Origin of the sequence: Pseudomonas anatoliensis, assembly GCF_017976235.1 — a bacterium.
Taxonomy (GTDB): Bacteria; Pseudomonadota; Gammaproteobacteria; order Pseudomonadales; family Pseudomonadaceae; genus Aquipseudomonas; species Aquipseudomonas anatoliensis.
Map to the genome: position 1 here is coordinate 704,870 of NZ_JACVHC010000003.1, position 25,223 is coordinate 730,092.

The following is a 25,223-nucleotide window of genomic DNA, read 5'->3' on the forward strand; positions in this document are numbered from 1 at the left end:
TCGCGATGGCGCAATGTCAGTCTATAGAGATGTCAACCGACACACCGCTATCGCGAGCAGGCTCACTCCTACATTAGCTGCAGGCTCAAGGCTTGCGGGCGATGATCACCTGACTCTTCGCCACCACCGTTTCCAGCGCATCTTTGATCTGTGCACCGCGGGGTGACGAGAGCAAGGCTTGCCAGGTATTGGCCCAGTGGTTGAGCAACGGGTGATCGGGATTGCTCAGGTCGACCTTCGCCTCCCAGAACAGCAGCATCCACATCGACCAGTAAAAGCCGTACTGACTGTGGCTGATGACCTCAAGGCCGGCATCACTGACCATGGTCTTGAACTGTTCTTCGCTGATGATGCGAATGTGATTGGGTTTCTCGTAATACGCCGGTGCAGCAATGTCTTTTTGCAGGTCTTCGGAGCTCGGGTGCGGCACGCTCAACAGATACAACGCCCCCGGCTGGCCGACGCGCACCAGTTCAGCGAGGAACTGCGCCGGATCGTCGACATGCTCGAGGACTTCAGTGGAGACCACGCGGGTGGCGCTGGCATCGGCAATCGGCAGTGGATTGCCGTCGGTGACGTGGCACTCGACACTGCGCGCCGGGGTCTCGCTCAAGCGCTGGCGGGCCTGTTCGATCTTGTCGCCGTCAATGTCGGCGACAATCAGCCGCGCCCCACGCCTGCCGCAAAACTGCATGTTGCCGCCGTCACCGCAGCCGACATCGATCACGATGTCATCCGCCGATACCGGGAAGCCTTTATATAGCTCTCCCGTCTCCTCGTTGAACCAGCCACTGAGCTGGGCATCGTGCAGACCGAGCATGAACGGATCGACCTTCTCGGCGACCGGCGTGACCGCAGCGACGGGCGCAGCAACCGGGGCGGGGGTCGCCGCTGTGAGTTTTCTCAAAAAGCTCAGCATGAGGTGGCTCCAAAATTGATATTCATGAACCGTTCTTCGCTCATGGCGTCTGTCCCGCGTCCAGCGGTTTGCGGGCGATGATCACCTGGCTCTTGGGCATGAAACGGTCAAGCGTCTGCTTGATGGCGAGGCCTTCGGGTTGATCGAGCAAGTCCTGCCAGGTTCTGGCCCAGCTCTCCATCAATGGCATGAACGGCTCCTGGATTCGATCTCGTACCGCACCGGCAGGATCCCGACCGGCCGCACGTTCGCCGGCCCAGAAAAAGATCATGCCCATCACCCAGAAAAAGCCATTGGCCTGACGATGCTCGATCACCAGACCTGCGTCCTCTACCAACGCGGCGAAGCGCTCCGCGGTATAAATCTGCACATGATTGGGTGATTGGTAGTAGCTGGCCGGCGCAATGCCTTTTTGCAGATGTTCGCCAACCGGCGCCGGCACGCTGAGCAGATATTGCGCGCCGGGACGGCCCATGCGCACCAGTTCGGCCATGAACGGCTCAGGCTGGTCGATATGCTCCAGCACTTCCATGCACACCACTTTGCTCGCGCAACCATCGGCCAGCGGCAACGGCAAACTGTTGCTGACCAGTCCGAGATTCAGCTGGCGGCTTTGCGCTTCGACCTGACGAGCGAGTTCGCGCACCTTGTCCAGTTCACTGTCGGTGAAGATCACCGAGGCGCCTTGGCGGACCGCAAACAGTGTCGCGACACCTTCGCCGCAACCCACATCGAGCAACGTATCGTCAGCCGTGATTGCAAAGCCCTTGAGCAGCTCACCGCTGTCACCCAAAAACCAGCCGTCGAGGACGGCGTCACGCAAACCGACGTCGCGCGGCGACACCGTATCGCGCAGTGCAGGCGTCGGCTCTGGCAAGGAGGCCGGTACAGGCGCCGGGCGAAAGCGGGCGAGCAGACGCCGGATCATGCGCCCGAGGCTTCCACGGATACCGCGTCGGCGGTGGCTGAGCGCTGGGCAAAAAACGCCCGCAAACGCTGCTCGGCAGTGGCCTGGCTACAAAACCGTTGCAGGCTGCGCACGGCTTCGGCCGACATCGCGGCGTAACGCGGCTGATCGGTTTTCGCCACCTCATAACTGACGCGATAGGCCACACACAGCGAATCCCAATTGGTCATGTAACGCATCGTGCGGTAGGCGGCGCGCGGGTCATGCGGCCAGGCCGTCAGCTCTTCGGTGAAGTCGACAATGAACGCGTTGTCGCTGTTCACGTAGTCGGCCATCGCCGTGTTCAGCGGTGCAATGGCCGGTTTGCCGCAAGACATGAATTCCATCAGCGGCAGGCACTGGCCTTCACCATAGGAACTGTTGACCACGTAGCTGGTGGCTTGCACCAGCCGTTCGTAATCACCGTCCGCCAGATAGCCGTGAATCAGCACGATCCGGCATTGGTAGGACTGGTTCTTGTACAAGTGGTGGAGCATGTCGGTAAGCGCATTGGCGATGTCGTGGTGCGTGAGTTTCAGCACCAGCGTCGCATCGGGAGTGTCGCGGAACGTGGTGCAGAACGCGCTGATCATGTCCTGCCAGTTCTTGCGCCCGTCGTAAGGATTGAACACTGAGGTGTAGACCACGCCTTCGAGCTGCAACGGACAATCCTGCGCCGGCGCGGCAAAGGACATCGGCGTGCCTTCGCAGCGTCCGGGTGGCCCGTAAGGCCGCAAGTCGACGGTGCGACTGTCGATCAGCAGCCCACGCAGGTTCAGCGTGACCGGCTCGACCACAGGGCGTCGTTCCAGATGCTCACCGCGTGCGGCGAAGCGATCCCACACCGGCGCGGGGATCGCGCAGACCGGATAGTCGTCGCCCATCACATCGCGCACGGTGTTGACCGTGAATGTCGAATGGGTAATCGCCCGGCCACAGGCTTCAAGCACCACACGCCAGTCGTGGCGCGGTTCGCCCTGCCAGCTCTCGGTGGGAATGGTGCTGAACTCCCAGGCAAACACCGGGATGGTCGGGCAGGCGTAATGAATCGGCGTGCGGTGCGGCGGCGAGAACGACAGGTAGACGCACTCTTCACCCCGGCTCAGACAGTCGAAATACAGGCGATCCACCAGTTCGTCGGGGTTGCTGACTTCGATGACCTGACCAATGCGCTCCAGCACCGGGCGAAACTCCTTGAGCACAAAGTAGTAGCTGTACTCGGGCCGTCCGAGGTTCTGCTGGATGTTGCTCTTGTTGGTTTCCGAATGAATGATGATCAACATGAGGCGGCCCTCGACTCAGCCGTCAGCGGCGTGGTTTCGCCCTGCGCCTTGAGCTCGAAAAACTGCATCACGCGCTGCTGAACCGGGGCAAAGCCGCAGTAATCGCGCATGCGTTCATTGGCTGCCGCGGCCATCGCCTGATACCCGTCAGGATGGTTTTTGGCCATGGCGTAACTGTCCTCATAGGCGGCTTTCAGCGAGCCCCAGTCCGGGCGATGGCGCAGGGTGCGGTAGAGGATGCGCACATCCTCCGGCCAGATCGTCGGCTCATGGCTGGACTTGACGACGAATCCGACCTGCTCATCGATATAGTCGCGCATCGCCGTGTGGTTCGGGGCAATCACCGGTTTGGCGCAGGCCATGAATTCCATCAGCGGCAGGCACAAACCTTCGCAGCGCGAAGCGTTGACGTAGAAACTCGCGGCACCGTAAAGCCTGGCGAACTCCTCGTCGTCCAGATAGCCATGCATGACCACCACCCGACAGGCAAACGGCGAGAGTTGCGAGAGCAAGGTGATCAAGTGAACGTAGTAGCTCGACAAGTCGTTCTGGGTGATTTTCAACACCAGCGTGGCGTCTTCGTTGTCACGCATGGCCCAGCAGAAGGCGGTGATCAGGTGATGCCAGTTCTTGCGACCGTCGGCGGGATTGAACACGCTGACATAGACCACGCCACTGACGTCGATCTGTACTTGCTCGCTGGTGTCGGGCAACGCCGCTTGCGGATGCGCGTCAGGTTGCATCGCCTCGCTGACGGTGGTGGGCACCGGCAAGGGTGCTGCTGGCGGGGGCGGCGTGCGCAATTTGGTCAGTTGCTGACGGACAGCGTCCGGCACCACATCGCACACGGCTTCGCGATACCACATCAGCAGGTTGTGCTTGAGTAAAAACAACGGCGGGTGTTCGGCAGGCGCCGTCAGCGCCCGAAAGCTTTCGCGCAAGTAGTGTTTGGAAATGAATACGCGTCGGCGCAAGGTCAGTGGCACAGGTGCTTCGGGTTCTGACTCAGGTACAGGTTCGGGCTCGGGCTCGGGTTCCGCCAGGCCGCGAGTTTCCAGCTCCTGCTCATTGAATATCGGCGCGATCAAGCCATCGGCGGACAGCCCCAGCACGCGGCTGTCGATGATGCAGCCCTTGATCTGCAGCGTGCTGCCCGGGTTTACCGGGACACTTGGATAGTCGCTGCGCACGTGCGCAAAGCGCTCCCACAACGGTGTGGGCAGCACCAGCACGGGGAAGTCTTCACCCAGAGTCCGGCGGATCGCCTGCGCGGTATGGGTGGACAAGGTAATCACCCGGCCATGACGTGCCAGGGTCTGGCTCCAGTCCTGACGAGGATCGTCGTCGCAGCATTCGGACGGGATCGAGTCATACTCCCAGGCAATCACGCAAACCATAGGGCACTGCAAATCGATCGGGGTTTTGTGCGGTGGCGAAAACGAAAGGAACAGGCATTCCTGACCGGCTTCACTCAGCTGCCGGTACAGCGGATCGACCTCGTCCACCGACGCCACCACATGCACGCGGCCAAGGCTTTCCAGCACCGGCCGATAAGCCTTGAGCACGAAGTAGTAACTGTATTCGGGACGCCCAAGGCTCTGGCTGATAGAACTGTCGTTGACGTCCGAGTAAAGAATGAAATTCATGGCATCCCACGATGAAGCAGCCATTCCGACCGCTTCATGCTATGACGGCCGGACGTCGGACAAGTCGGCATCACCGGAGCTTGAACTTCATCTACAGGCACGTCTTCGTTCTTGTTTTAGTGGTTGGTTTCACCCTGTTGCGCAACGCCCACGGTGAACTTTGGGGAATCGCGACGAGGGGCATTCTAAACACATCCGTCGAGCATTCGTGAACCGCGCGACGAGAAAAATCTGACTACGCTAACGAGAACTGACCAGTCACGGTTTGCCTGTTGAAATTGCCGCGCAATTGGCACAGATTGGCACCAAACAACTACAACAACTGACTTCGCCTGCCGTCCTGCCGGTTTTTTCTATCGGTCTGACAGACTTCCTCTCAAAGCATGTGGGAAAGTGGCGCAAGTTCAAGACCAAGGGGTCGCGGTTTGAAAAAGCGTCTGTTCATTACGGGCCTCAGTGGCTTCGTGGGACAACATATTCAGTCACGATTGGCGCTACCCGATTCGTCGTGGGAGCTTCTGTCTGCCGCAACGCCCTACGACCTTACGGACGCGGGCAGTCTCGTCGATCTCTGGCCTCAACTGCCCGACGCGGTCATCCATCTGGCCGGGCAGACGTTCGTCCCCGAAGCCTTTCGCGATCCGGCGCGCACACTCGACATCAATCTCTTCGGCACCCTCAACCTGTTGCAGGCCCTCAAGGCCCGCGGCTTCGCTGGCACCTTCCTGTATGTCAGCTCCGGCGACGTCTACGGCCAAGTGGCCGAAAGCGCTCTGCCGATCACCGAACTGCAACCGCCCTGCCCGCGCAACCCTTATGCGGTGAGCAAACTCTCGGCGGAGTTTCTCAGCCTGCAATGGGGCATGAGCGAACAGTGGCCGGTGCTGGTAGCGCGGCCGTTCAATCACATCGGCACCGGGCAGAAAGACAGCTTCGTCATCGCCAGTGCCGCCCGCCAGATCAGTCGCATCAAACAAGGCCTGCAAGCGCCCCAACTGGAAGTCGGCGACATCGACGTGACTCGCGACTTCCTTGATGTCGGCGACGTGATTTCGGCCTACTTCGCGCTGCTTGAGAAAGGCCAACCGGGGCAGGTCTACAACATCTGCTCGGGGCGCGAGCAAAGTATCCGCAGCCTGATCGAGCAGTTGGCAGATCTGGCCGAAGTCGAGATGCAACTGGTTCAGGATGCAGCGCGCATGCGGCGTGCCGATCAACGCCGTGTTTGCGGCAGCCATGCAAAACTGTCCACAGCCACCGGATGGTCGCCAGACATCACCACACAACAATCCCTGCGGGCGATCCTGTCCGACTGGGAGAAGCGAGTACGACAAGAATGACAAAAAGTGCACTGATCACAGGGATCACCGGCCAGGACGGCGCGTATCTGGCCAAACTGCTGCTCGACAAGGGCTACAAGGTTTACGGCTTCGTGGCACGGCGCAGCAGCGATTCACGCTGGCGCCTGCGCGAGATGGGCGTCGAGGCCGACATCGTCTACCTGGACGGTGACATGGCCGACGCCTGCTCGGTACAGCGCGCCGTGATCAAGTCGACCCCGGACGAGGTGTACAACCTGGCGGCACAAAGCTTCGTTGCCGCCTCCTGGGATCAACCGGTGACCACCGGCATCGTCGATGGACTGGGCGTCACTCACTTGCTCGAAGCGATCCGCCAGTTCAGCCCGCACACCCGGTTCTATCAGGCCTCGACCAGCGAAATGTTCGGTCTGATCCAGGCTGAGCAGCAGGACGAGAACACGCCGTTCTACCCGCGCAGCCCGTACGGCGTGGCCAAGTTGTACGGTCACTGGATTACCGTCAACTACCGCGAAAGCTTCAACCTGCACGCCAGCAGCGGCATCCTGTTCAACCATGAATCGCCGCTGCGCGGCATCGAGTTCGTCACGCGCAAGGTGACCGACGCCGCCGCCCGTATCAAGCAAGGCAAACAGCAGGAGCTGAGCCTGGGCAACATCGACGCCAAACGCGACTGGGGTTTTGCCGGCGATTATGTCGAAGCCATGTGGCTGATGCTGCAACAGGACAAGCCCGACGATTTCGTGGTCGCCACCGGCGTCACCACCACGGTGCGCGAAATGTGCCGCATCGCCTTCGATCACGTCGGCCTCAACTACCGCGACTACGTGAAGATCGACCCGGCGTTTTTCCGCCCGGCCGAAGTCGAAGTGCTGCTCGGCAATCCGGCCAAGGCTCAGCGCGTGCTGGGCTGGAAGCCGAAAACCGACCTGGATACCTTGATCCGCATGATGATGGATGCGGACATGAAGCGCGTCGCCAAGGAGTAGGCCATGCTGATCCCCGTGATTCTGTCCGGCGGTGCCGGCACCCGTTTGTGGCCGGTGTCCCGCGAGGGCCATCCCAAGCCGTTCATGACCCTGCCCGACGGTGAGTCGCTGCTGGGCAAGACTTACCAGCGTGCGGCAGCGTTGCTCGACGGTTGGGGCGACATCGTCACGGTGACCAACCGCGAGTACTACTTCCAGAGCAAGGATCACTACTGCGCCGCCCACGTGTCGCGCCATCGCGGGCACTTCCTGCTGGAGCCGACCGGGCGTAACACGGCTCCGGCCATCGCTGCGGCGGCGTTGTCGCTGCAAGCCTTGCATGGCGATGACGCGATCATGGTGGTGATGCCGGCCGACCATTTGATCGTCAATCAAGGCGCGCTGAAAAGTGCGGTCGAGCACGCCGTCAATCTGGCGAAAGACGGGTATCTGGTGACCTTCGGCGTGATCCCGACAGCCCCGGAAACCGGCTTCGGCTACATCGAAACCGGTGCGCCACTGGACGCCAAAGGCGCGGCCAAAGTGCAGCGCTTCGTGGAAAAACCCGACCTGCAAACGGCCACGCATTATCTGGAGAGCGGCAACTTCCTGTGGAATTCGGGCATGTTCTGCTTCACCACCGCGACGGTGATTGCCGAACTGCAACTGCACGCACCGCAACTGCTGGAGCAGACCCGCGCCTGCATGGCTGCCAGTGCCCCGGTGGAAACCGTTGGCTGCCTGCAGCAGGAATTGTCGCCGGCGCTGTTCGCTGAAATTACCGACATCTCCATCGACTACGCCTTGATGGAGCGCTCGGAAAAAGTCGTGGTGGTGCCCGCCGGTTTCGACTGGAGCGATATCGGTTCGTGGAACGCCGTCGCTGCACTGGTGCCGGCCGATGCCGACAACAACCGCGCCAGCGGCGAAGCGATTTTCATCGACAGCCACAACAACTTCGTTCAGAGCGAAGGTCGGCTGGTGGCGGCCGTGGGTGTGGATAACCTGATCGTGGTCGACACCGCCGATGCCGTGCTGATTGCCCACGCTGACCGCGCGCAGGATGTACGGCGCGTTGCCAAGCAGCTCAAGGACAAATCCCACGAAGCCTATCGCCTGCATCGTACGGTCAGCCGCCCCTGGGGCACCTACACCGTGCTCGAGGAAGGCCCGCGCTTCAAGATCAAGCGCATCGTGGTCAAACCCGGCGCCAAGCTGTCCCTGCAAATGCACCATCACCGCAACGAACACTGGGTGGTGGTCGAAGGCATGGCCAAGGTCACCAATAACGGCAGCGGCACGACGCTGGTGGCCAAGAACGAATCAACCTTCATTGCCGCCGGCCACAAGCATCGCCTGGAAAACCCCGGCGTGATCGACCTGGTGATCATCGAAGTGCAAAGCGGCGAATACCTGGGAGAGGACGACATCGTCCGCTTCGAAGACCAATACGGCAGGACGGTTTGAATGCTGCTTTCCCTGTACCGCTCGCTGCGCAGCTACCGTGGATTCATCCTCGGTAGCGTCAAGCGAGAGTTTCAAGCGCGGTACCGCAACTCGCTGTTTGGTGCGCTGTGGACCGTACTCAATCCGCTGTCGATGATCATCGTCTACACGGTGATCTTTTCCCAGATCATGCGCGCCCGCCTGCCCGGGGTGGACGATGGCCTGGCTTACAGCGTCTACCTCTGCGCCGGCCTGCTGACCTGGGGCCTGTTCGCCGAAATCACTACGCGCAGCCAGAGCATGTTTCTGGAAAACGCCAACCTGCTGAAGAAAATCAGCTTCCCGCGCATTTGCCTGCCAGTCATTGCGCTACTCAATGCTGGCATTAACTTCGCGATTATTCTTGGGCTGTTTTTCGGCTTTCTGCTGATCAGCGGACGCCTGCCCGGCATGGCCTTGCTGGCGCTGATACCGCTGTTGATTCTGCAAGTGGTCTTCGCCGCCGGACTCGGCATGCTGCTGGGCATCCTCAATGTGTTTTTTCGCGATGTCGGGCAAATGTTCGGCATCTGCCTGCAATTCTGGTTCTGGCTGACACCGATCGTGTATCCGCTGTCGATCCTGCCGCCGGGCATCCAGCACGTGATCAGCCTCAACCCGATGACGGCGTTGATGACCAGTTACCAGAATGTATTCCTCTACAACCAATGGCCGGACTGGTCCTCCCTGACGCCGTTGCTGATCATCGGACTCGTGCTCTGCGCCATGGCGCTGCATCTGTTCCGCCAACGGGTTGGTGAAATGGTGGATGAACTCTGATGGGGCACATACGCGTCAGTGGCCTGGCCAAGGCCTACAAACAGTACCCCAATCGCTGGAGCCGGTTGTTTGAATGGCTGGTGCCGTTTTCCCGGCCCCGGCATCACTTGCACTGGGTCTTGCAGGACGTTGATTTCGAGATTCAGCCCGGCGAAGCCGTGGGCATTGTCGGCGTCAACGGCGCGGGCAAAAGCACCCTGCTGAAAATGATCACCGGCACCACTCAACCGACCCGCGGACAGATCCAGTTGCAAGGTCGGGTCGCCGCGCTGCTGGAACTGGGCATGGGTTTCCACCCCGACTTTACCGGTCGCCAGAACGCTTTCATGGCCGGCCAGTTGCTGGGGATGCAGGTTGAAGAGATCGACGCATTAATGCCGCAAATCGAAAGTTTTGCCGAAATCGGCGAAGCCATCGATCAGCCGGTGCGCACCTACTCCAGCGGCATGCAGATGCGTCTGGCGTTCAGTGTCGCCACTGCGCGGCGCCCGGACATCCTGATCGTCGACGAAGCGCTATCGGTCGGCGATGCCTATTTCCAGCACAAAAGCTTCGAGCGCATCCGCAGCTTCCGTAAGGCCGGCACCACGCTGCTGATTGTTTCCCACGACCGCTCGGCCATCCAGTCGATCTGCGATACCGCGATCCTTCTGGAAAACGGGCGCCTGGCCATGCGCGGCAAGCCCGAAGAAGTCATGGACTACTACAACGCCATGCTCGCCCAGCGCGAAGGCCAGATTGTCCGTCAGGAGATGCTCGCCAACGGCCAGGTACAAACCATTTCCGGCACTGGCGAAGCCGCAATCATCAGCGTGCGCCTGCTCGATGCGCAGGGGCGCAGCCTCGAAGTGGCAGAAGTCGGCCAACCCGTGGTGCTGGAAGTTCAGACAGAAGTACGTGAAGACATCGAACGGCTGATTCTCGGCTTCATGATCAAGGATCGCCTGGGCCAGGCGATTTACGGGATCAATACCCATCGCCTCGACAAACCGGTCGTCGAGCTCAGTGCAGGTGATCGCGTAACGTTCCGCTTCGCCTTTGACATGCGCCTGGGCAAGGGCAGTTATTCGGTGGCGCTGAGCCTGTCGCGGCTGGATTCACACCTGGATCGCAACTTCGAGTGGCGCGACTACGGCTTGATCTTCCATGTGATCAACAACCGTCAGGAAGACTTCGTCGGCTGCGCTTGGCTGCAAGCACATACCGAAATCACTCGCGTCAGTAAAAACCTCACGCCAACGCCTGATACGGAGAGCTCGCGATGACGCGATTGTTGGTGGAATGCACTTACGTCTTCGAACACCCAAACGCCAACTCGGGTATTCAGCGCGTGGTCCGCAACGTCATCCAGCAATTGCCGGCCGCCGACGAGAACGTTGAATGCATTCCGGTGGTGATGATCGGTGGTGGTCTGTATCAGGTTAAGAGCCTGGCGCCACTTAAATCGCCAAAGCTGGATCTGATCGGCCTGCGGGTGAAACTCGAACAATGGGCCAATGCTTTCTGGTTGCGCCACCGTGCATTGGAGCGCCGCCGTCCGTTCAGCCAGTCGCATTTCGCTCGACGCGTGTTGTACGTCGGTTGCCGGCTGAGCGCTTTCGCCTGTTTCAGCCTGCCGATGCGCCTGCTGGAGCGAGCCCTCAAGGGCAAGCAGATTCCCGAGCGCTGCGTGCCGTTACAGCATCGGGCCGGCGATCAACTGGTACTGCTCGATTCATCCTGGCACGCCAATTTTTTTCCTCTGGCCGAGCAACTCAAGCGTGACGGGGTCGGTATCGTTTCGGTGATCTATGACCTGATCCCGCTGACCCATCCGCAGTTCTGCGATGCCGGGCTGGTCAAAGTGTTCAATGACTGGTTCGACTGGATCGCCCGCACAGCGGACGGCTATGTGGCAATTTCGACGACCATCCGCGATCAGGTGCGCGAGGAAATGCTGCGGCGCATCGGTTCGCAACAGGTCGCACAGCGCTGGTTCGATTATTTCCACCTCGGCTCGGAACTGGACTTGAGCGACGCAGATACCAAGGTCGATCAGGGCTTGTTGCACATGTTCAAAACAGCGGAGCCGGTGTTCCTCATGGTCAGCACCATCGAGCCGCGCAAAAACCACGCTTACCTGCTCGATGCCTTCGAGCGCGCCTGGGCCACGGGGTCCAAAGCGCGGTTATGCATCGTCGGCAAGATCGGCTGGAAGTGCGAAGCGTTGATCGAACGCATCCGCCGGCATCCCGAGTTGAACCGCCGCCTGTTCATGTACAACACACTCTCGGACAAGAGCCTCGAACACGCCTACTCCAATGCGACGGCGCTGGTGTTCCCGTCCTACGTCGAAGGGTTCGGCCTGCCACTGGTGGAAGCGATGCAACGCGGGTTACCGGCGATGGCCAGTGATATCCCGGTGTTTCGCGAGATTGGCGGCGATTACATGGCGTATTTCGACTTGGCCAACCCGCAGAGCCTGACCCACCTGATCACCGACATGGAACGCAGCCAGGTCTTTCCCGCACCGCTGAGCCTGGAACAGTGGCGCTGGCTGAGCTGGCGCGAAGCGAGTGCGCAACTGGTTGAACGCATCGAGCGCAATTTGCATCCTTCGCCGGCAACCCCGGAGAGCCAGCATGCGCATTGCTCTTAACGCCCGGATTCTGCAGGCACCGCGCACCGGCATCGGCCACTACGTCGCCGAACTGGTCAACGCCTTGCGCAGCGAACCCGACGTTGAAGTGACGCTGTTTCATGGCTGGGGCTGGAGTTCGGCGCTACCGGAAGCGGCAATGCCCGGTTATTCGCGTTTGACGCCACTGCTGCGGCAGATTCCCGGAGCCTATCAGGCACGGCGCTGGATGGAGCAAAAGCGCTTCGATCAGGGCCGCGCGCAAGGCATCGACCTTTATCACGAGCCCAGTCTGTGGCCGCTGGCTTTCGACGGCCCGACGGTGATCACCCTGCACGATCTGACGCATCTGCATTTTCCCGAGACTCAGCCGTCGGCACGGCTCAAGGAAATCGAGCGACGGCTGGCCCTTGGCGTCGAGCAAGCGCAGGTGATTCTGACTGACTCACAGGCAATTGCCGACGAGGCGCAAGACTATTTCGGACTGCCCGCCGAGCGTTTTGTGGTGGCGCCACTGGGCGTCGCCGAGCGGTTTCATCCACGCGAAGCCGACACGATCAGCGCGGTACTCAAGGCGCATGCCGTGCAGGCTCGCGAGTATTTCCTGTGTGTCGGCACGCTGGAGCCACGCAAGAACCTGAGCCTGGCGTTGCGCGCCCATGCCCTGCTGCCGGAAGCAGTGCGCGAACGCTTTCCGCTGTTGATCGTCGGCATGGCCGGTTGGCAGCGTGAGCAGTTCAGTGACGAGCTGCGCCTGGCGTTGGCCAGTGGAAATGTTTGCCTGCTCGGCTACCTGCCTGATGAGCAAGTGGCGCAACTACTGGCCGGCGCTCGGGCACTGATTTTTCCTTCGCTGTATGAAGGCTTCGGCCTGCCGGTACTGGAGGCGATGGCCAGCGGCACGCCGGTGGTGATCACTCGCTCTTCGGCAATGCCGGAAGTGGCGGGGGCTGCCGGCAACTATATCGACGCCGACGATGCAGACGGCTTGCGCGATGCGATGAGCCGACTGATCGACGATCAAACACATTGGCAGGCATGCCGGGAAGCCGGCTTGCAGCAGGCCCGGCTTTTTTCCTGGCAGCGTTGCGCACAGGCCACGGCCGGTGCCTACCGCCAGGCCATGGGAGGTTGAATGCGCGTTCTTCATTTCTTCAAGACGTACCTGCCTGATTCGGTCGGCGGCATCGAACAAGTAATCTTCCAACTGTGCGAAAGCGGCGCCCAGCACGGCATCGACGGGCAAGTGTTGACCCTCAGCGCTGACCCGATTCCCCCCGTGGTGAAGCTGGGTCAACACGAAGTGCATCGGGCAAAACTCGATATACAGTTCGCCTCCACGGGATTTTCCTGGAGCGTGTTCAAACAGTTTCGCGAGATGGCGGCCGAGGCCGACGTGGTCAATTACCATTTCCCGTGGCCCTTCATGGACCTGGTGCACTTTGCCAGCGGCATGAACAAACCGAGCGTGGTCACCTACCACTCGGACATCATCCGCCAGAAGCACCTGCTTAAACTCTATCGGCCGCTGATGAACCGCTTTCTCGCCAGCGCCGACCGAATTGTCGCGGCCTCGCCGAACTACCTGCACACCAGTGATGTGTTGCAACAGTTTCAAGACAAGACCCGGGTAATTCCCTATGGCTTGAACAAGGCAGGTTATCCACAGCCTGATAACGAACGAATCAATCGCTGGCGCCAGCAGCTTGGGGATAAGTTTTTCCTCTTTGTCGGGGTCATGCGCTATTACAAAGGCCTGCACATTCTGCTGGATGCCATGAAGGACGTGGATTATCCGGTGGTCATCGTCGGCGCCGGTCCGCTGGAGCAAGCGCTGCACGCCCAGGCCGCCGCGTTGGGTCTGCGCAACATTCATTTCCTTGGGCGCCTGGGAGATGAAGACAAAGTCGCGCTGCTGCAATTGAGCTACGCCATTGTTTTCCCATCGCATCTGCGCTCGGAAGCGTTCGGCATCTCGCTGCTCGAGGGCGCGATGTACGGCAAACCGATGATCTCCAGCGAAATCGGCACCGGCACCAGCTACATCAATATCCACAACGAGACCGGACTGGTGGTACCGCCAAGTAATCCACAGGCGTTTCGCGAAGCCATGCGCACCTTGTGGGAGAACCCCGATCGCGCAGCAGCAATGGGCGTCAAGGCCGAAGCCCGTTACCGGCAGTTGTTCACAGCCGATGAAATGGGCCGCAAATGGACAGAGTTGTACCAAGAGCTGCTGGAAGAAAAATCTCTGTCCTATGCCTGATCCCTATCGGCCACCAATCCCCTGTAGGAGCTGCCGAAGGCTGCGATCTTTTGATCTTCCATTTATAAAATCTAAACAAGATCAAAAGATCGCAGCCTTCGGCAGCTCCTACACGGGCGCTAGCATTACAAATCCAGCACCAACGGCTGCTGACTTTGTGCCGGCACCGCACAACAAATCAGCACATGCCCCGCCTCCGGCACTTCGGCCGGGGGCTGTGGATAATTCACCGCGCCGCTGACCAGCCGTGTCTTGCAGGTACCACACGAACCGCCGCGGCAACTGAACTCCGGGCGCAATCCGCGACTTTCCGCCAGCTCCAGCAAACTGCTGCCGTCCGGTTGCCAGCGCGCCTCCTTGGCCGAACGTTCGAACACCACCGGCACGGATGTGGTGGCTGCGGGCGGTTGTTCAATGACAATCGCATCCGGATCGGCGCGACGCTTGAGTGTAGAAGGGCCGAACGTTTCGGCGTGAATCTGCGCATCGCGCACATCCAGCTCACGCAAGCCGTCGTACAGTCCTTGGGTAAAACCGCCGGGCCCACAGACCACGAAATCGATTTGATTGTAGTCCTCGACCTCCAACAGATCGCTCAATACCGCGCCGTCGATGCGCCCGCGCAAATCAAAATCCTCGCCCTCGTGCGCATCCGCTTCCGGCTGGCTGAGCAACCGCACGACCTTCACCGCATCGCCAGCGCTTTCCAACAAGCGATCCAGTTCCTTGCGAAAAGGTTGATCAGCCAGGCTGCGTGAACTTTGCAGCAACCACGTCGGACGAATCCGCCGCGTGCGCAGGCCTTGATAAATCACCTCGCGCAGCATCGAGAGCAGTGGCGTAACTCCAACCCCCGCGGCCAACAACACCAGTGGCCGTCGCTCCAGCGGCGCTACGGTGAAATGCCCCTGAGGCGCCCGCGCCTCCACTACATCACCCACCTGGATCTGTTCGTGCAGATGGGTCGACACGCGTCCTTCGCGCTTCACACTGATCCGATAAAAACCATCCGATGGCGCACTCGACAGGCTATACGTGCGGATGTGCACCTCGCCGTCGAGGGTAAATCGCACAGGCAAATGCTGGCCCGCAAGAAACACCGGCAAACCCACGCCATCGTCGGGCTCCAGATAAATCGAGCGGATGCTGTGGCTTTCCATTTCGATCTTCGCCACGCGCAACGGCCGCCATTGGTTACTCAGGGCTTGTGCCTGCAAACGCGCATCGGCTTGCGCCCAGTTTCCGGTCAACAGACTGGTGGGCGACATGCCGTCGAAGCGCCAGCGCAAGGCCAGCGCCGCCGGACGTCGCACCAGTTTCTCCACCTCGAATGTCCACAACCGTTCGGCGCCTTGAAACGCCTCGATCTGCGGCCCTTCCAGGATAATTTCGGTACGCCCGCTAAGTTGCAGCAAATCGCCTGTGGAAAAGTCGATGAACAGCAAGCCCGCCTGGGGGTTGAGCAGTAGATTGCCGAGGGTGTTGAAGTGCAGATTGCCGGCAAAATCCGGGATGGTCAGACGATTGCCTTCCACCCGGACGAACCCGGGCTGACCGCCGCGATGGGAAACGTCCACCGAACGTCCGCCTTCGGTATCGACATAACTGGCGACAAAGAATGTATCGGCGCCTTCGATCAGGGCCGTGGCGGCATCATCGAGACTGTCGAGATGCTGAGGTGGGCGCGTCTGCGGATCACTCAGTGGCACACGCTGGAACTGGCGCAGTTGAATATATTGCGGACAGTTGCCGAAGGCTTGATCGACGCTCACATCGAAACCGTTAACGCCTAGATCACCGACATGGCCGTTGAGGCGATTGCGCCGCCGCGTATGCAGTTCAATTCCGAGCAAACCGATGGGCTCGCCGTTGCGCAACTGCGCCGGATCATCTCCAGCGGGCAACGTCGTAAAACGCAGATGCTCAGCATCGGGCGAATGGGCAAACCCCGGCGCGCCTTCGAGCACGCTGGCCCACGGACGACCCTCGGCATCGACCGCGCCGTACAGCATGAAGGGAAGTTGCTGATAGAACTCACGGTGCTGGTCCGGCATCCAGGTGCGAATCACCTTACGCCCGAAAGCCTCCATGCGTTCGGCAACGCCGACATGGGCCTGTAACTGTTGCTCGCCAGCGTGCCACGGTGAACGTTCCATCACGACCTCTCCCCTGCGCCCTCGGCGCAACGTGGATTGCGGGAATCAGACTGCGGTTTGCAGACCGGCGACGGTGCGCGGCATGCCGACGAAACCGGGCAGCGCTTCGACCCGGGCCAGCCAGGCGCGAACATTGCCGTAGTCGTCCAGCGAGACATTGCCTTCCGGAGCGTGGGCGATATAGCTGTAGGCCGAAATGTCGGCGATGGTCGGTTCATCACCAGCCAGATACACGGTTTTCTCCAGCTCAGTGTCCATGACCGTGAGCAGGTTGTGGGCGCGCGTGATCAGTTCTTCAGCGTTCAGTTTGGCCCCGAACACCGTGATCAGTCGCGCTGCCGCCGGGCCAAATGCAATCGGCCCGGCCGCGACCGACAACCAGCGCTGTACCCGCGCAGCACCTACCGGATCGCTCGGCAACCAACGACCTTTGCCGTACTTCTGCGCCAGATACACCAGAATCGCGTTGGAATCCGCCAGTATCACGCCGTTGTCATCAATGGCCGGGACCTGACCAAAACTGTTGATTGCCAGATACGCAGGCTGCTTGTGCTCGCCCTTCGCCAGATCGACCAGAATGGTCTCGGTCGGCAATTGCAGCAGCGACAGCATCAGTTCCACCCGATGGGCGTGGCCGGAACGCGGGAAGTTGTAAAACTTGATCGGTTGCATGGTCGACTCCACTGGATGACCGCACCACCTGAGGGTTGGCAGCGCTGATGGGAGCCATCTTCCACCTATCTGCAAAGCAACAGAATCACCAGCATTCGCAATCGATTATTTCATCTCATGCAATAACGCTGCGTTCTTCAGCGACGGATGCTCACGCAGCGCGTTCACCGTGAAATCAACAAAGCTGCGCACCCGCGTCGGCGCTTTGCGCCCGCCCTGATACACCACATGAATCGGCAGCGGCGGCAGTTCGAAGTCGGCCAGGACGATCTCAAGTTCACCTGCCGCCACTTTGTTCGCCACCTGATAGGAAAGCACCCGCGTCAGCCCCAGGCCGAGACACGCGGCACTGATCGCCGCCTGATTGGCGGTGACCACCAACCGCGGCTCGGGGCGCACGATCAGCGGTTGACCACCCTCAAGGAATGGCCAGTTGCGCATCTGGCCGGTGGCTGCTGTGGCCACGACGGACAATCCATTCAACGCTTGAGGATGCTGCGGTCGACCATGCTCGGTCAGATATTGCGGCGAACCACAGACGACGCGTCTGACCTCACCCACCCGAATCGCATGCTGATTACTGTCCGGCAGCTCACCGATGCGCACCGCCACATCGACCCCCTCCTCGACCATGCTCACTACCCGATCGACCAACAACGCGTTGATCGAAACGTCCGGATACTGCGTGAGATATCCGGCCATCACCGGTGTGACAAACAACTCGCCGAACAACACCGGCGCCGTCACCGTCAGTTGCCCACGAGGCTCGGCGTGACTGCCTGCAGCCGAATCCTCGGCTTCCTGCACCTCGGCAAGAATTCTCCGACAGTCCTCCAGGTACCGCTGACCCGCTTCGCTAAGGTGCACGCTGCGCGTGGTACGGATCAGCAACTGCGTGCCGATTCGCTGCTCCAATGCAGCAACGGCACGGGTGACGCTGGCAGCCGACAAACCCAAGCGTCGCGCGGCTGCGGAGAAGCCCTGGTCTTGGGCGACAGCGGCGAAGACCTGCATTTCCTGGAAGCGATCCATGGCGAAGACCTCGATTCAAAAGCAAAAGATCGCAGCCTCCGGCAGCTCCTACAGGTGAAACATGATTCCCCATGTAGGAGCTGCCGAAGGCTGCGATCTTTCCGGCTGCATCAGTTGTGGATAACTTATTCCACCGTCACCGACTTCGCCAGATTACGCGGCTGGTCAACGTCCGTACCCTTCAGCACAGCGACGTAGTAAGAAAGCAACTGCAGCGGAATGGTGTAGAGGATCGGAGAAAGAATGTCGTGGATGTGCGGCATCTGTACCACGTGGGTGCCTTCGCCGTTGGTCATCCCGGCTTTCTCGTCGGCGAAAACGACCAGTTCGCCGCCGCGTGCGCGGACTTCCTGCAGGTTGGACTTGAGCTTTTCCAGCAGTTCGTTGTTCGGCGCGACGGTGACCACGGGCATGTCGTTATCCACAAGCGCGAGCGGGCCGTGTTTGAGTTCGCCGGCCGGGTAGGCTTCAGCGTGGATGTAGGAGATTTCCTTGAGCTTCAAGGCACCTTCCATTGCTACCGGGAATTGCGCGCCGCGACCGAGGAACAGTGTGTGGTTCTTCTCGGCGAACAGCTCGGCGACTTTTTCCACGGTGCTGTCCATCGCCAGCGCTTCGCCTAAACGAGTCGGCAGGCGACGCAATTCTGCCACCAGCGTGGCTTCAACGCCCGGCGCCAGAGTACCGCGCACTTGGCCCAGTGACAGAGTCAGCAATAGCAGACCGACCAGTTGCGTAGTAAACGCTTTGGTCGAGGCGACGCCGATTTCGCGACCGGCCTGGGTCAGCAAAGTCATGTCGGATTCGCGCACCAGCGAGCTGATACCAACGTTGCAGATCGCCAGACTGGCGAGGAAGCCAAGCTCCTTGGCGTTGCGCAATGCGGCCAAGGTGTCGGCAGTTTCGCCGGACTGCGAGATGGTGACGAACAATGTATCCGGCTGCACCACCACTTTGCGGTAGCGGAATTCGCTGGCAACTTCGACCTGGCACGGGATCCCGGCCAGCTCTTCGAGCCAGTAACGGGCAACCATGCCGGCGTGATAACTGGTGCCGCAGGCAACGATCTGTACGTTACGCACCTTGGCAAACAGCTCGGCCGCTTGTGGGCCGAAAGCTTGCACCAGCACTTGGTCGTTGCTCAGCCGACCTTCCAGCGTGCGCTGCACCACGGTCGGTTGCTCGTGGATTTCCTTGAGCATGTAGTGGCGGAATTCGCCCTTGTCGGCCGCTTCGGCGCCGTCGGTGTACTGCACGGTCTGGCGCTCGACGGCTTTGCCGTCGACATCCCAAATTTGCACGTTATCGCGGCGAATTTCGGCGATATCGCCTTCTTCCAGGTACATGAAGCGGTCAGTGACCTGGCGCAGAGCCAGTTGATCGGAGGCGAGGAAGTTCTCACCCAGACCCAAACCAATCACCAATGGACTGCCACTGCGCGCGGCAACCAGACGATCCGGTTGTTTGCCGTTGATCACGGCCAGACCGTATGCACCGTGCAGTTCCTTGACGGTAGCCTTGAGGGCGACAGTCAGATCCGGCTGATCCTTGAGTTTGTGATTCAGCAGGTGGGCGATGACTTCGGTATCAGTATCCGAAGTAAACACGTAGCCCAGCGCTTTCAGCTGTTCACGCAGGGCTTCGTGGTTTTCGATGATGCCGTTGTGCACCACCGCAATGTCGCCGGAGAAATGCGGGTGAGCATTACGCTCGCACGGGGCACCGTGGGTTGCCCAACGGGTGTGCGCAATGCCGAGGCGGCCAACCAGCGGGTGTTCAGCCAGCGCGACTTCCAGTTCGCTGACTTTGCCCGGACGGCGCATGCGCTCGAGGGTTTGCTCATTGGTGTACACCGCCACGCCGGCGCTGTCATAGCCGCGGTATTCGAGGCGTTTGAGACCTTCGAGCAGGATGGCGGTGATATTACGTTCAGCAACTGCGCCGACAATTCCACACATGCTTATTTCTCCTGACTGACAGCCGCGCAAATCACGGTGATACCGCGGGCCTGAATCTGATCGCGTGCATCAACAGGCAGGCGATCATCGGTAATGAGGGTATGGACGCTGCTCCAGGGCAGCTCCAGGTTGGGAATCTTGCGCCCGATCTTGTCGGCCTCGACCATCACGATCACTTCACGCGTCACTTCAGCCATGACCCGGCTCAGGCCGAGCAGCTCGTTGAACGTGGTAGTACCGCGCGCCAGATCGATGCCATCGGCGCCGATAAACAATTGGTCAAAGTCGTAAGAGCGTAGTACTTGCTCGGCCACCTGGCCCTGAAAGGACTCCGAGTGCGGATCCCAGGTGCCGCCGGTCATCAACAACACCGGTTCGTGCTCAAGTTCACTCAAAGCGTTGGCGACGTGCAGGGAGTTGGTCATCACCACCAGACCCGGCTGCTGACCCAGTTCGGGGATCATCGCGGCGGTAGTGCTGCCACTGTCGATGATGATGCGCGCGTGCTCGCGGATGCGTTTCACTGCGGCGCGGGCGATTGCCTGTTTGTATTTGGAAACGCTCTGCGCGGTTTCCGCGACGAGTTCCTGAGGCATGGTGATCGCTCCACCGTAGCGGCGCAGCAATAAACCGTGGCTCTCAAGCGCAGCCAAGTCCTTACGAATCGTAACTTCAGAGGTTTCGAAGCGCTTGGCCAATTCGTCCACACTCACCTCACCCTGCTCGTTGAGCAAGGCGAGAATGTTATGGCGGCGTTGGGGTGTATTGCGTTTCGACATGGCGGCGGCTTAAGTTTCGGTTCGAAAGATAACGTAAGCAATCAAAACCTATTGGCCACAAATCGTCAACCCGGCAAACAAAAAAAATCGCAGACCTCAGCAGCCCTTTGTAGGAGCTGCCGAATACTGCGATGTCATGATCTAAAAATGACTGTGGATAACTCAGTCTTTTTTGATCTTCTCCGGCCGCTTCCAGCCATCAATGTTCTTCTGACGCGCGCGGCCTACTGCCAACTGCGCGTTATCCACATTCTGCGTAATCGTCGAACCCGCCGCAGTGGTCGCGCCATTGGAGATATCCACAGGCGCCACCAATGAGTTGTTGGAGCCGATGAACACGTCCGCACCCAACACGGTTTTCCACTTGTTGGCGCCGTCATAGTTGCAGGTGATGGTGCCAGCTCCGATGTTGGTGCGTGCGCCGATCTCGGCATCGCCCAAGTATGTCAGATGACCTGCCTTGGCGCCCTCGCCCATGTGGGCGTTTTTCAATTCGACAAAGTTACCCACATGCGCCCGCGCTTCGAGCACGGTGCCAGGTCGCAGACGAGCAAACGGACCAGCATCGCTGCCTTCGCCAAGAATTGCGCCTTCGATGTGGCTGTTGGCTTTGATCACCACGCCTTTACGCAGGGTACTGTCCTTGATCACACAGTTGGGACCGATGACCACGTCGTCTTCGATAACAACGGCGCCTTCGAGGATCACGTTGATGTCGATCAGCACATCGCGACCAACCGTGACTTCTCCACGTACGTCGAACCGGGCCGGATCACGCAGGGTCACGCCTTGAGCCATCAGACGACGACCGGCGCGCAGCTGGTAATGACGCTCAAGTTCGGCGAGTTGCTTACGGTCGTTGGCGCCCTGCACTTCCATCGGATCCAGCGGTTGCTCAGTGGCGACCACAAGACCATCGCTGACAGCCATTTCGATCACGTCGGTCAGGTAATACTCGCCCTGTGCGTTGTTGTTCGACAGTCGGCTCATCCAGTCAGCCAACCGATTGGCCGGCACTGCAAGAATGCCAGTGTTGCCTTCGGTGATTGCGCGCTGCGCTTCGCTGGCATCTTTGTGCTCGACGATGGCGGCAACTTTGCCGTCAGCGTTGCGAACAATGCGGCCATAGCCCGTAGGATCGTCGAGTTCGACGGTTAGCAACCCCATCTGTCCGGGAACGACATGCTTGAGCAGGCGTTGCAGGGTTTCGACTTCGATCAACGGCACGTCACCGTAAAGAATCAGCACAGTGTCGGCAGTAATGAATGGCACGGCTTGGGCAGTGGCGTGACCAGTGCCCAGTTGCTTGTCCTGCAACACGAAGTTCAGATCGTCGGCCGCCAGACGCTCGCGCACCACATCGGCACCATGGCCGATCACCACGTGGATGCGCTGCGGGTCGAGTTGCCGCGCGCTGTGGATAACATGGCCCAACATGGAATTGCCGGCAATCGGGTGCAGCACTTTCGGCAGAGCCGAGCGCATGCGAGTGCCTTGACCGGCCGCGAGGATGACGATTTCGAGAGACATGACTGGCTACCAATCCTGGAGGTCAGCAACTGCGACCGGGGTTCTATAATTCGGAAAAGAAAAAAGGGTAGCCGAGGCTACCCTTTTTTATCAATCGCACAACAAGCGGATGACGGATTAACCGCCAAACTTCTTGCGGATCTGCTGGACGGTGCGCAGCTGAGCTGCAGCCTCGGCCAGACGTACGGACGCAGCGCCGTAATCGAACTCTGCGCCACGCTCATGCAAGGCAGCCTCGGCAGCCTTGAGAGCTGCTTGAGCCTGAGCTTCATCCAGGTCGGCGGCACGTTGCACGGTATCGGCAAGCACCTTGACCATGTTCGGCTGAACCTCGAGGAAACCACCGGAGATGTAGAACACCTCGGCTTCCCCGCCTTGCTTGATCAGGCGGATCGGACCTGGCTTCAGATTAGTGATCAGCGGCGCGTGACCCAGAGCGATACCAAGATCACCCAGTGCACCGTGCGCAATCACCATCTCGACCAGGCCGGAAAAGATTTCTCCTTCCGCGCTGACGATATCGCAATGGACTGTCATAGCCATCTGATTGCCTCAACCTAAATTAGCGCCCGTTGCCGGGCGCCGGGATTACAGTTTCTTGGCTTTCTCGATCGCTTCTTCGATGCCGCCAACCATGTAGAACGCTTGTTCTGGCAGGTGGTCGTAGTCACCGTTGAGGATGCCTTTGAAGCCAGCAATGGTGTCTTTCAGGGAAACGTATTTACCCGAAGCACCGGTGAAGACTTCAGCCACGAAGAACGGCTGGGACAAGAAGCGCTGGATTTTACGAGCACGGTTAACCAACTGTTTGTCGGCTTCCGAGAGTTCGTCCATACCCAGGATCGCGATGATGTCTTTCAGCTCTTTGTAACGTTGCAGAACGTACTGAACGCCGCGAGCGGTGTCGTAGTGGTCCTGGCCGATTACGTTCGGGTCCAGCTGGCGCGAAGTCGAATCCAGTGGATCTACCGCTGGGTAGATACCCAGGGAGGCGATGTCACGGGACAGAACGACGGTGGCGTCCAAGTGGGCGAAGGTGGTCGCTGGCGACGGGTCGGTCAAGTCATCCGCAGGTACGTATACCGCTTGGATCGAAGTGATCGAACCTTCCTTGGTCGAAGTGATACGTTCTTGCAGAACGCCCATCTCTTCAGCCAGGGTCGGCTGGTAACCTACTGCCGAAGGCATACGGCCCAGCAGTGCGGATACTTCAGTACCGGCCAGGGTGTAACGATAGATGTTGTCGACGAACAGCAGAACGTCGTTACCTTCGTCACGGAACTTCTCGGCCATGGTCAGGCCGGTCAGTGCTACGCGCAGACGGTTACCCGGCGGCTCGTTCATCTGACCGTAAACCAGTGCCACTTTGTCCAGAACGTTGGAATCCTTCATCTCGTGGTAGAAGTCGTTACCCTCACGAGTACGCTCACCCACACCGGCGAACACGGAATAACCGCTGTGCTCGATGGCGATGTTACGGATCAGTTCCATCATGTTTACGGTTTTGCCTACACCGGCACCACCGAACAGACCGACTTTACCGCCTTTGGCAAACGGGCAAACCAGGTCGATAACCTTGATGCCGGTTTCCAGCAGGTCGTTGCCGCCTGCCTGTTCAGCGAACGAAGGTGCTGGACGGTGAATGCCCCAGCGCTCTTCGGTGTCGATTGGACCGGCTTCGTCGATCGGGTTGCCGAGGACGTCCATGATCCGGCCCAGGGTCGCTTTACCGACCGGTACGGAGATGGCTGCGCCAGAGTCGGTAACTTCCAGACCGCGCTTCAAGCCCTCGGTGGAACCCATCGCAATGGTACGAACCACGCCGTCGCCCAGCTGCTGCTGAACTTCCAGAGTGGTGCCGGCATCGCTTTGTACTTTCAAAGCGTTGTAGATGCTCGGTACGCTGTCGCGTGGAAATTCCACGTCGATAACGGCGCCGATGATTTGAACGATACGTCCGCTACTCATAGCTGGATCCTCTGAATATTTGAACCGTTAAACCGCGGCAGCGCCGCCGACGATTTCCGAGATCTCTTGGGTGATCGCAGCCTGACGCGCCTTGTTGTAGATCAGCTGCAAATCGCTGATCAAATCACCGGCGTTGTCGGTAGCGTTCTTCATCGCGATCATCCGCGCAGCTTGCTCAGCCGCGTTGTTCTCGACCACCGCCTGGTAGACCTGCGACTCGACGTAACGGACCATCAAGCCATCAAGCAGCTCTTTGGCGTCCGGTTCGTAGAGATAGTCCCAGTGGTGCTTGAGACCCTGATCCGGGGTTGCCACCAGTGGAATCAACTGCTCCACGGTAGGCTGCTGCGTCATGGTGTTGATGAACTTGTTGGACACCACGGACAGGCGATCAATACGGCCATCCAGGTAGGCATCCAGCATCACCTTGACGCTGCCGATCAGATCATTGATCGACGGCTCTTCACCCAGGTGGCTGATAGCTGCAACGACGTTACCGCCGAAGTTACGGAAAAAGGCCGCACCCTTGCTACCAACGACACACAGATCAATCTCGACGCCGTTTTCGCGGTTTACCGCCATGTCCTTGACCAGGGCCTTGAACAGGTTGGTGTTCAAGCCGCCGCACAAACCACGGTCACTGCTCACCACAACATAACCAACACGCTTGATTTCGCGGTCGATCATGAACGGGTGGCGGTATTCCGGGTTGGCGTTGGCCAGATGCCCAATTACCTGGCGGATACGCTCCGCATAAGGACGGCTAGCAGCCATGCGCATTTGTGCCTTGCGCATTTTGCTGACCGCCACTTTTTCCATGGCGCTGGTAATCTTTTGCGTGCTTTTGATGCTCGCAATCTTACTGCGAATCTCTTTTGCGCCTGCCATGTAACACCTAT

21 protein-coding genes are annotated in these 25,223 nt (G+C 59.7%); 8 read left to right on the forward strand and 13 right to left on the reverse strand.

The genetic code is table 11. From position 1 onward, the window contains the following. Positions 1-85: 85 nt before the first annotated feature. From ICA16_RS12750 to ICA16_RS12765, 4 genes are read right to left on the reverse strand one after another with little or no spacing between them, the layout of a single operon-like run. Positions 86-919: a class I SAM-dependent methyltransferase gene (locus ICA16_RS12750; RefSeq protein WP_210700731.1), complete on the reverse strand. Its 834-nt coding sequence runs from the start codon at positions 917-919 to the stop codon at positions 86-88. A gap of 40 nt (positions 920-959) precedes the next feature. Next, positions 960-1,847, reverse strand: coding sequence for a class I SAM-dependent methyltransferase (locus ICA16_RS12755; RefSeq protein WP_150603638.1), 888 nt, complete (start codon positions 1,845-1,847; stop codon positions 960-962). Further along, a complete protein-coding gene (locus ICA16_RS12760; RefSeq protein WP_210700732.1) occupies positions 1,844-3,148 on the reverse strand; it encodes a glycosyltransferase in 1,305 nt (434 codons plus the stop codon). Before ICA16_RS12760 ends, ICA16_RS12755 begins: the two co-directional genes overlap by 4 nt. Continuing rightward, entirely contained in the window at positions 3,142-4,794 is a 1,653-nt protein-coding gene (locus ICA16_RS12765; protein ID WP_210700733.1) for a glycosyltransferase, read from the reverse strand. Before ICA16_RS12765 ends, ICA16_RS12760 begins: the two co-directional genes overlap by 7 nt. Before the next feature lie 425 nt (positions 4,795-5,219). Between ICA16_RS12765 and ICA16_RS12770 the strand changes: the two genes are divergently transcribed. Genes ICA16_RS12770 through ICA16_RS12805 form a run of 8 tightly spaced genes read left to right on the forward strand, consistent with a single transcriptional unit; the run spans position 5,220 to position 14,229 of the window. Further along, positions 5,220-6,134 carry a GDP-mannose 4,6-dehydratase gene (locus tag ICA16_RS12770; protein WP_210700734.1) on the forward strand — a complete coding sequence of 305 codons (915 nt, stop codon included), beginning with the start codon at positions 5,220-5,222 and terminating at the stop codon, positions 6,132-6,134. After that, the gene (gene gmd, locus ICA16_RS12775; protein WP_150593353.1) at positions 6,131-7,102 is read left to right on the forward strand and encodes a GDP-mannose 4,6-dehydratase; all 972 of its coding nucleotides are present in this window, start codon (positions 6,131-6,133) and stop codon (positions 7,100-7,102) included. The genes ICA16_RS12770 and gmd overlap by 4 nt, the downstream gene beginning before the upstream one ends. Positions 7,103-7,105: 3 nt before the next feature. Then, positions 7,106-8,548 (forward strand): mannose-1-phosphate guanylyltransferase/mannose-6-phosphate isomerase, encoded by a 1,443-nt coding sequence (locus tag ICA16_RS12780; RefSeq protein WP_210700735.1) that lies wholly within the window; start codon positions 7,106-7,108, stop codon positions 8,546-8,548. Beyond that, a complete protein-coding gene (locus tag ICA16_RS12785) occupies positions 8,549-9,346 on the forward strand; it encodes an ABC transporter permease (protein WP_150603644.1) in 798 nt (265 codons plus the stop codon). Next, positions 9,346-10,611: an ABC transporter ATP-binding protein gene (locus ICA16_RS12790; protein WP_210700736.1), complete on the forward strand. Its 1,266-nt coding sequence runs from the start codon at positions 9,346-9,348 to the stop codon at positions 10,609-10,611. Before ICA16_RS12785 ends, ICA16_RS12790 begins: the two co-directional genes overlap by 1 nt. Next, a complete protein-coding gene (locus tag ICA16_RS12795) occupies positions 10,608-11,984 on the forward strand; it encodes a glycosyltransferase family 4 protein (protein WP_210700737.1) in 1,377 nt (458 codons plus the stop codon). The genes ICA16_RS12790 and ICA16_RS12795 overlap by 4 nt, the downstream gene beginning before the upstream one ends. Further along, positions 11,968-13,098, forward strand: coding sequence for a glycosyltransferase family 4 protein (locus ICA16_RS12800; RefSeq protein ID WP_150616957.1), 1,131 nt, complete (start codon positions 11,968-11,970; stop codon positions 13,096-13,098). The genes ICA16_RS12795 and ICA16_RS12800 overlap by 17 nt, the downstream gene beginning before the upstream one ends. Next, positions 13,099-14,229, forward strand: coding sequence for a glycosyltransferase family 4 protein (locus tag ICA16_RS12805; RefSeq protein WP_210700738.1), 1,131 nt, complete (start codon positions 13,099-13,101; stop codon positions 14,227-14,229). A gap of 125 nt (positions 14,230-14,354) precedes the next feature. Here the strand turns inward: ICA16_RS12805 and ICA16_RS12810 are convergent, their stop codons facing one another. From ICA16_RS12810 to atpG, 9 genes are all read right to left on the reverse strand, one after another. Next, positions 14,355-16,385 (reverse strand): pyridoxamine 5'-phosphate oxidase family protein, encoded by a 2,031-nt coding sequence (locus ICA16_RS12810; protein ID WP_210700739.1) that lies wholly within the window; start codon positions 16,383-16,385, stop codon positions 14,355-14,357. Between the two features lie 45 nt (positions 16,386-16,430). After that, complete coding sequence (locus ICA16_RS12815; RefSeq protein WP_210700740.1) at positions 16,431-17,057, reverse strand: glutathione S-transferase family protein; 627 nt, start codon at positions 17,055-17,057, stop codon at positions 16,431-16,433. 105 nt (positions 17,058-17,162) lie between these two features. Further along, complete coding sequence (locus ICA16_RS12820) at positions 17,163-18,089, reverse strand: LysR family transcriptional regulator (RefSeq protein WP_210553274.1); 927 nt, start codon at positions 18,087-18,089, stop codon at positions 17,163-17,165. 125 nt (positions 18,090-18,214) lie between these two features. After that, the gene (glmS, locus tag ICA16_RS12825) at positions 18,215-20,047 is read right to left on the reverse strand and encodes a glutamine--fructose-6-phosphate transaminase (isomerizing) (protein WP_210700741.1); all 1,833 of its coding nucleotides are present in this window, start codon (positions 20,045-20,047) and stop codon (positions 18,215-18,217) included. Between the two features lie 2 nt (positions 20,048-20,049). Continuing rightward, on the reverse strand, positions 20,050-20,826 hold the full coding sequence (locus ICA16_RS12830) for a DeoR/GlpR family DNA-binding transcription regulator (RefSeq protein ID WP_042556887.1): 777 nt from the start codon (positions 20,824-20,826) through the stop codon (positions 20,050-20,052). Positions 20,827-20,988: 162 nt separating this feature from the next. Then, positions 20,989-22,356, reverse strand: coding sequence for a bifunctional UDP-N-acetylglucosamine diphosphorylase/glucosamine-1-phosphate N-acetyltransferase GlmU (glmU, locus tag ICA16_RS12835; RefSeq protein WP_210700742.1), 1,368 nt, complete (start codon positions 22,354-22,356; stop codon positions 20,989-20,991). Between the two features lie 117 nt (positions 22,357-22,473). After that, entirely contained in the window at positions 22,474-22,899 is a 426-nt protein-coding gene (locus tag ICA16_RS12840; RefSeq protein WP_042556889.1) for a F0F1 ATP synthase subunit epsilon, read from the reverse strand. 45 nt (positions 22,900-22,944) lie between these two features. Next, positions 22,945-24,324, reverse strand: a complete 1,380-nt coding sequence (gene atpD, locus ICA16_RS12845) for a F0F1 ATP synthase subunit beta (protein WP_042556890.1) — start codon at positions 24,322-24,324, stop codon at positions 22,945-22,947. Positions 24,325-24,351: 27 nt separating this feature from the next. Then, positions 24,352-25,212: a F0F1 ATP synthase subunit gamma gene (atpG, locus tag ICA16_RS12850; RefSeq protein WP_042556891.1), complete on the reverse strand. Its 861-nt coding sequence runs from the start codon at positions 25,210-25,212 to the stop codon at positions 24,352-24,354. Positions 25,213-25,223 lie beyond the last annotated feature (11 nt).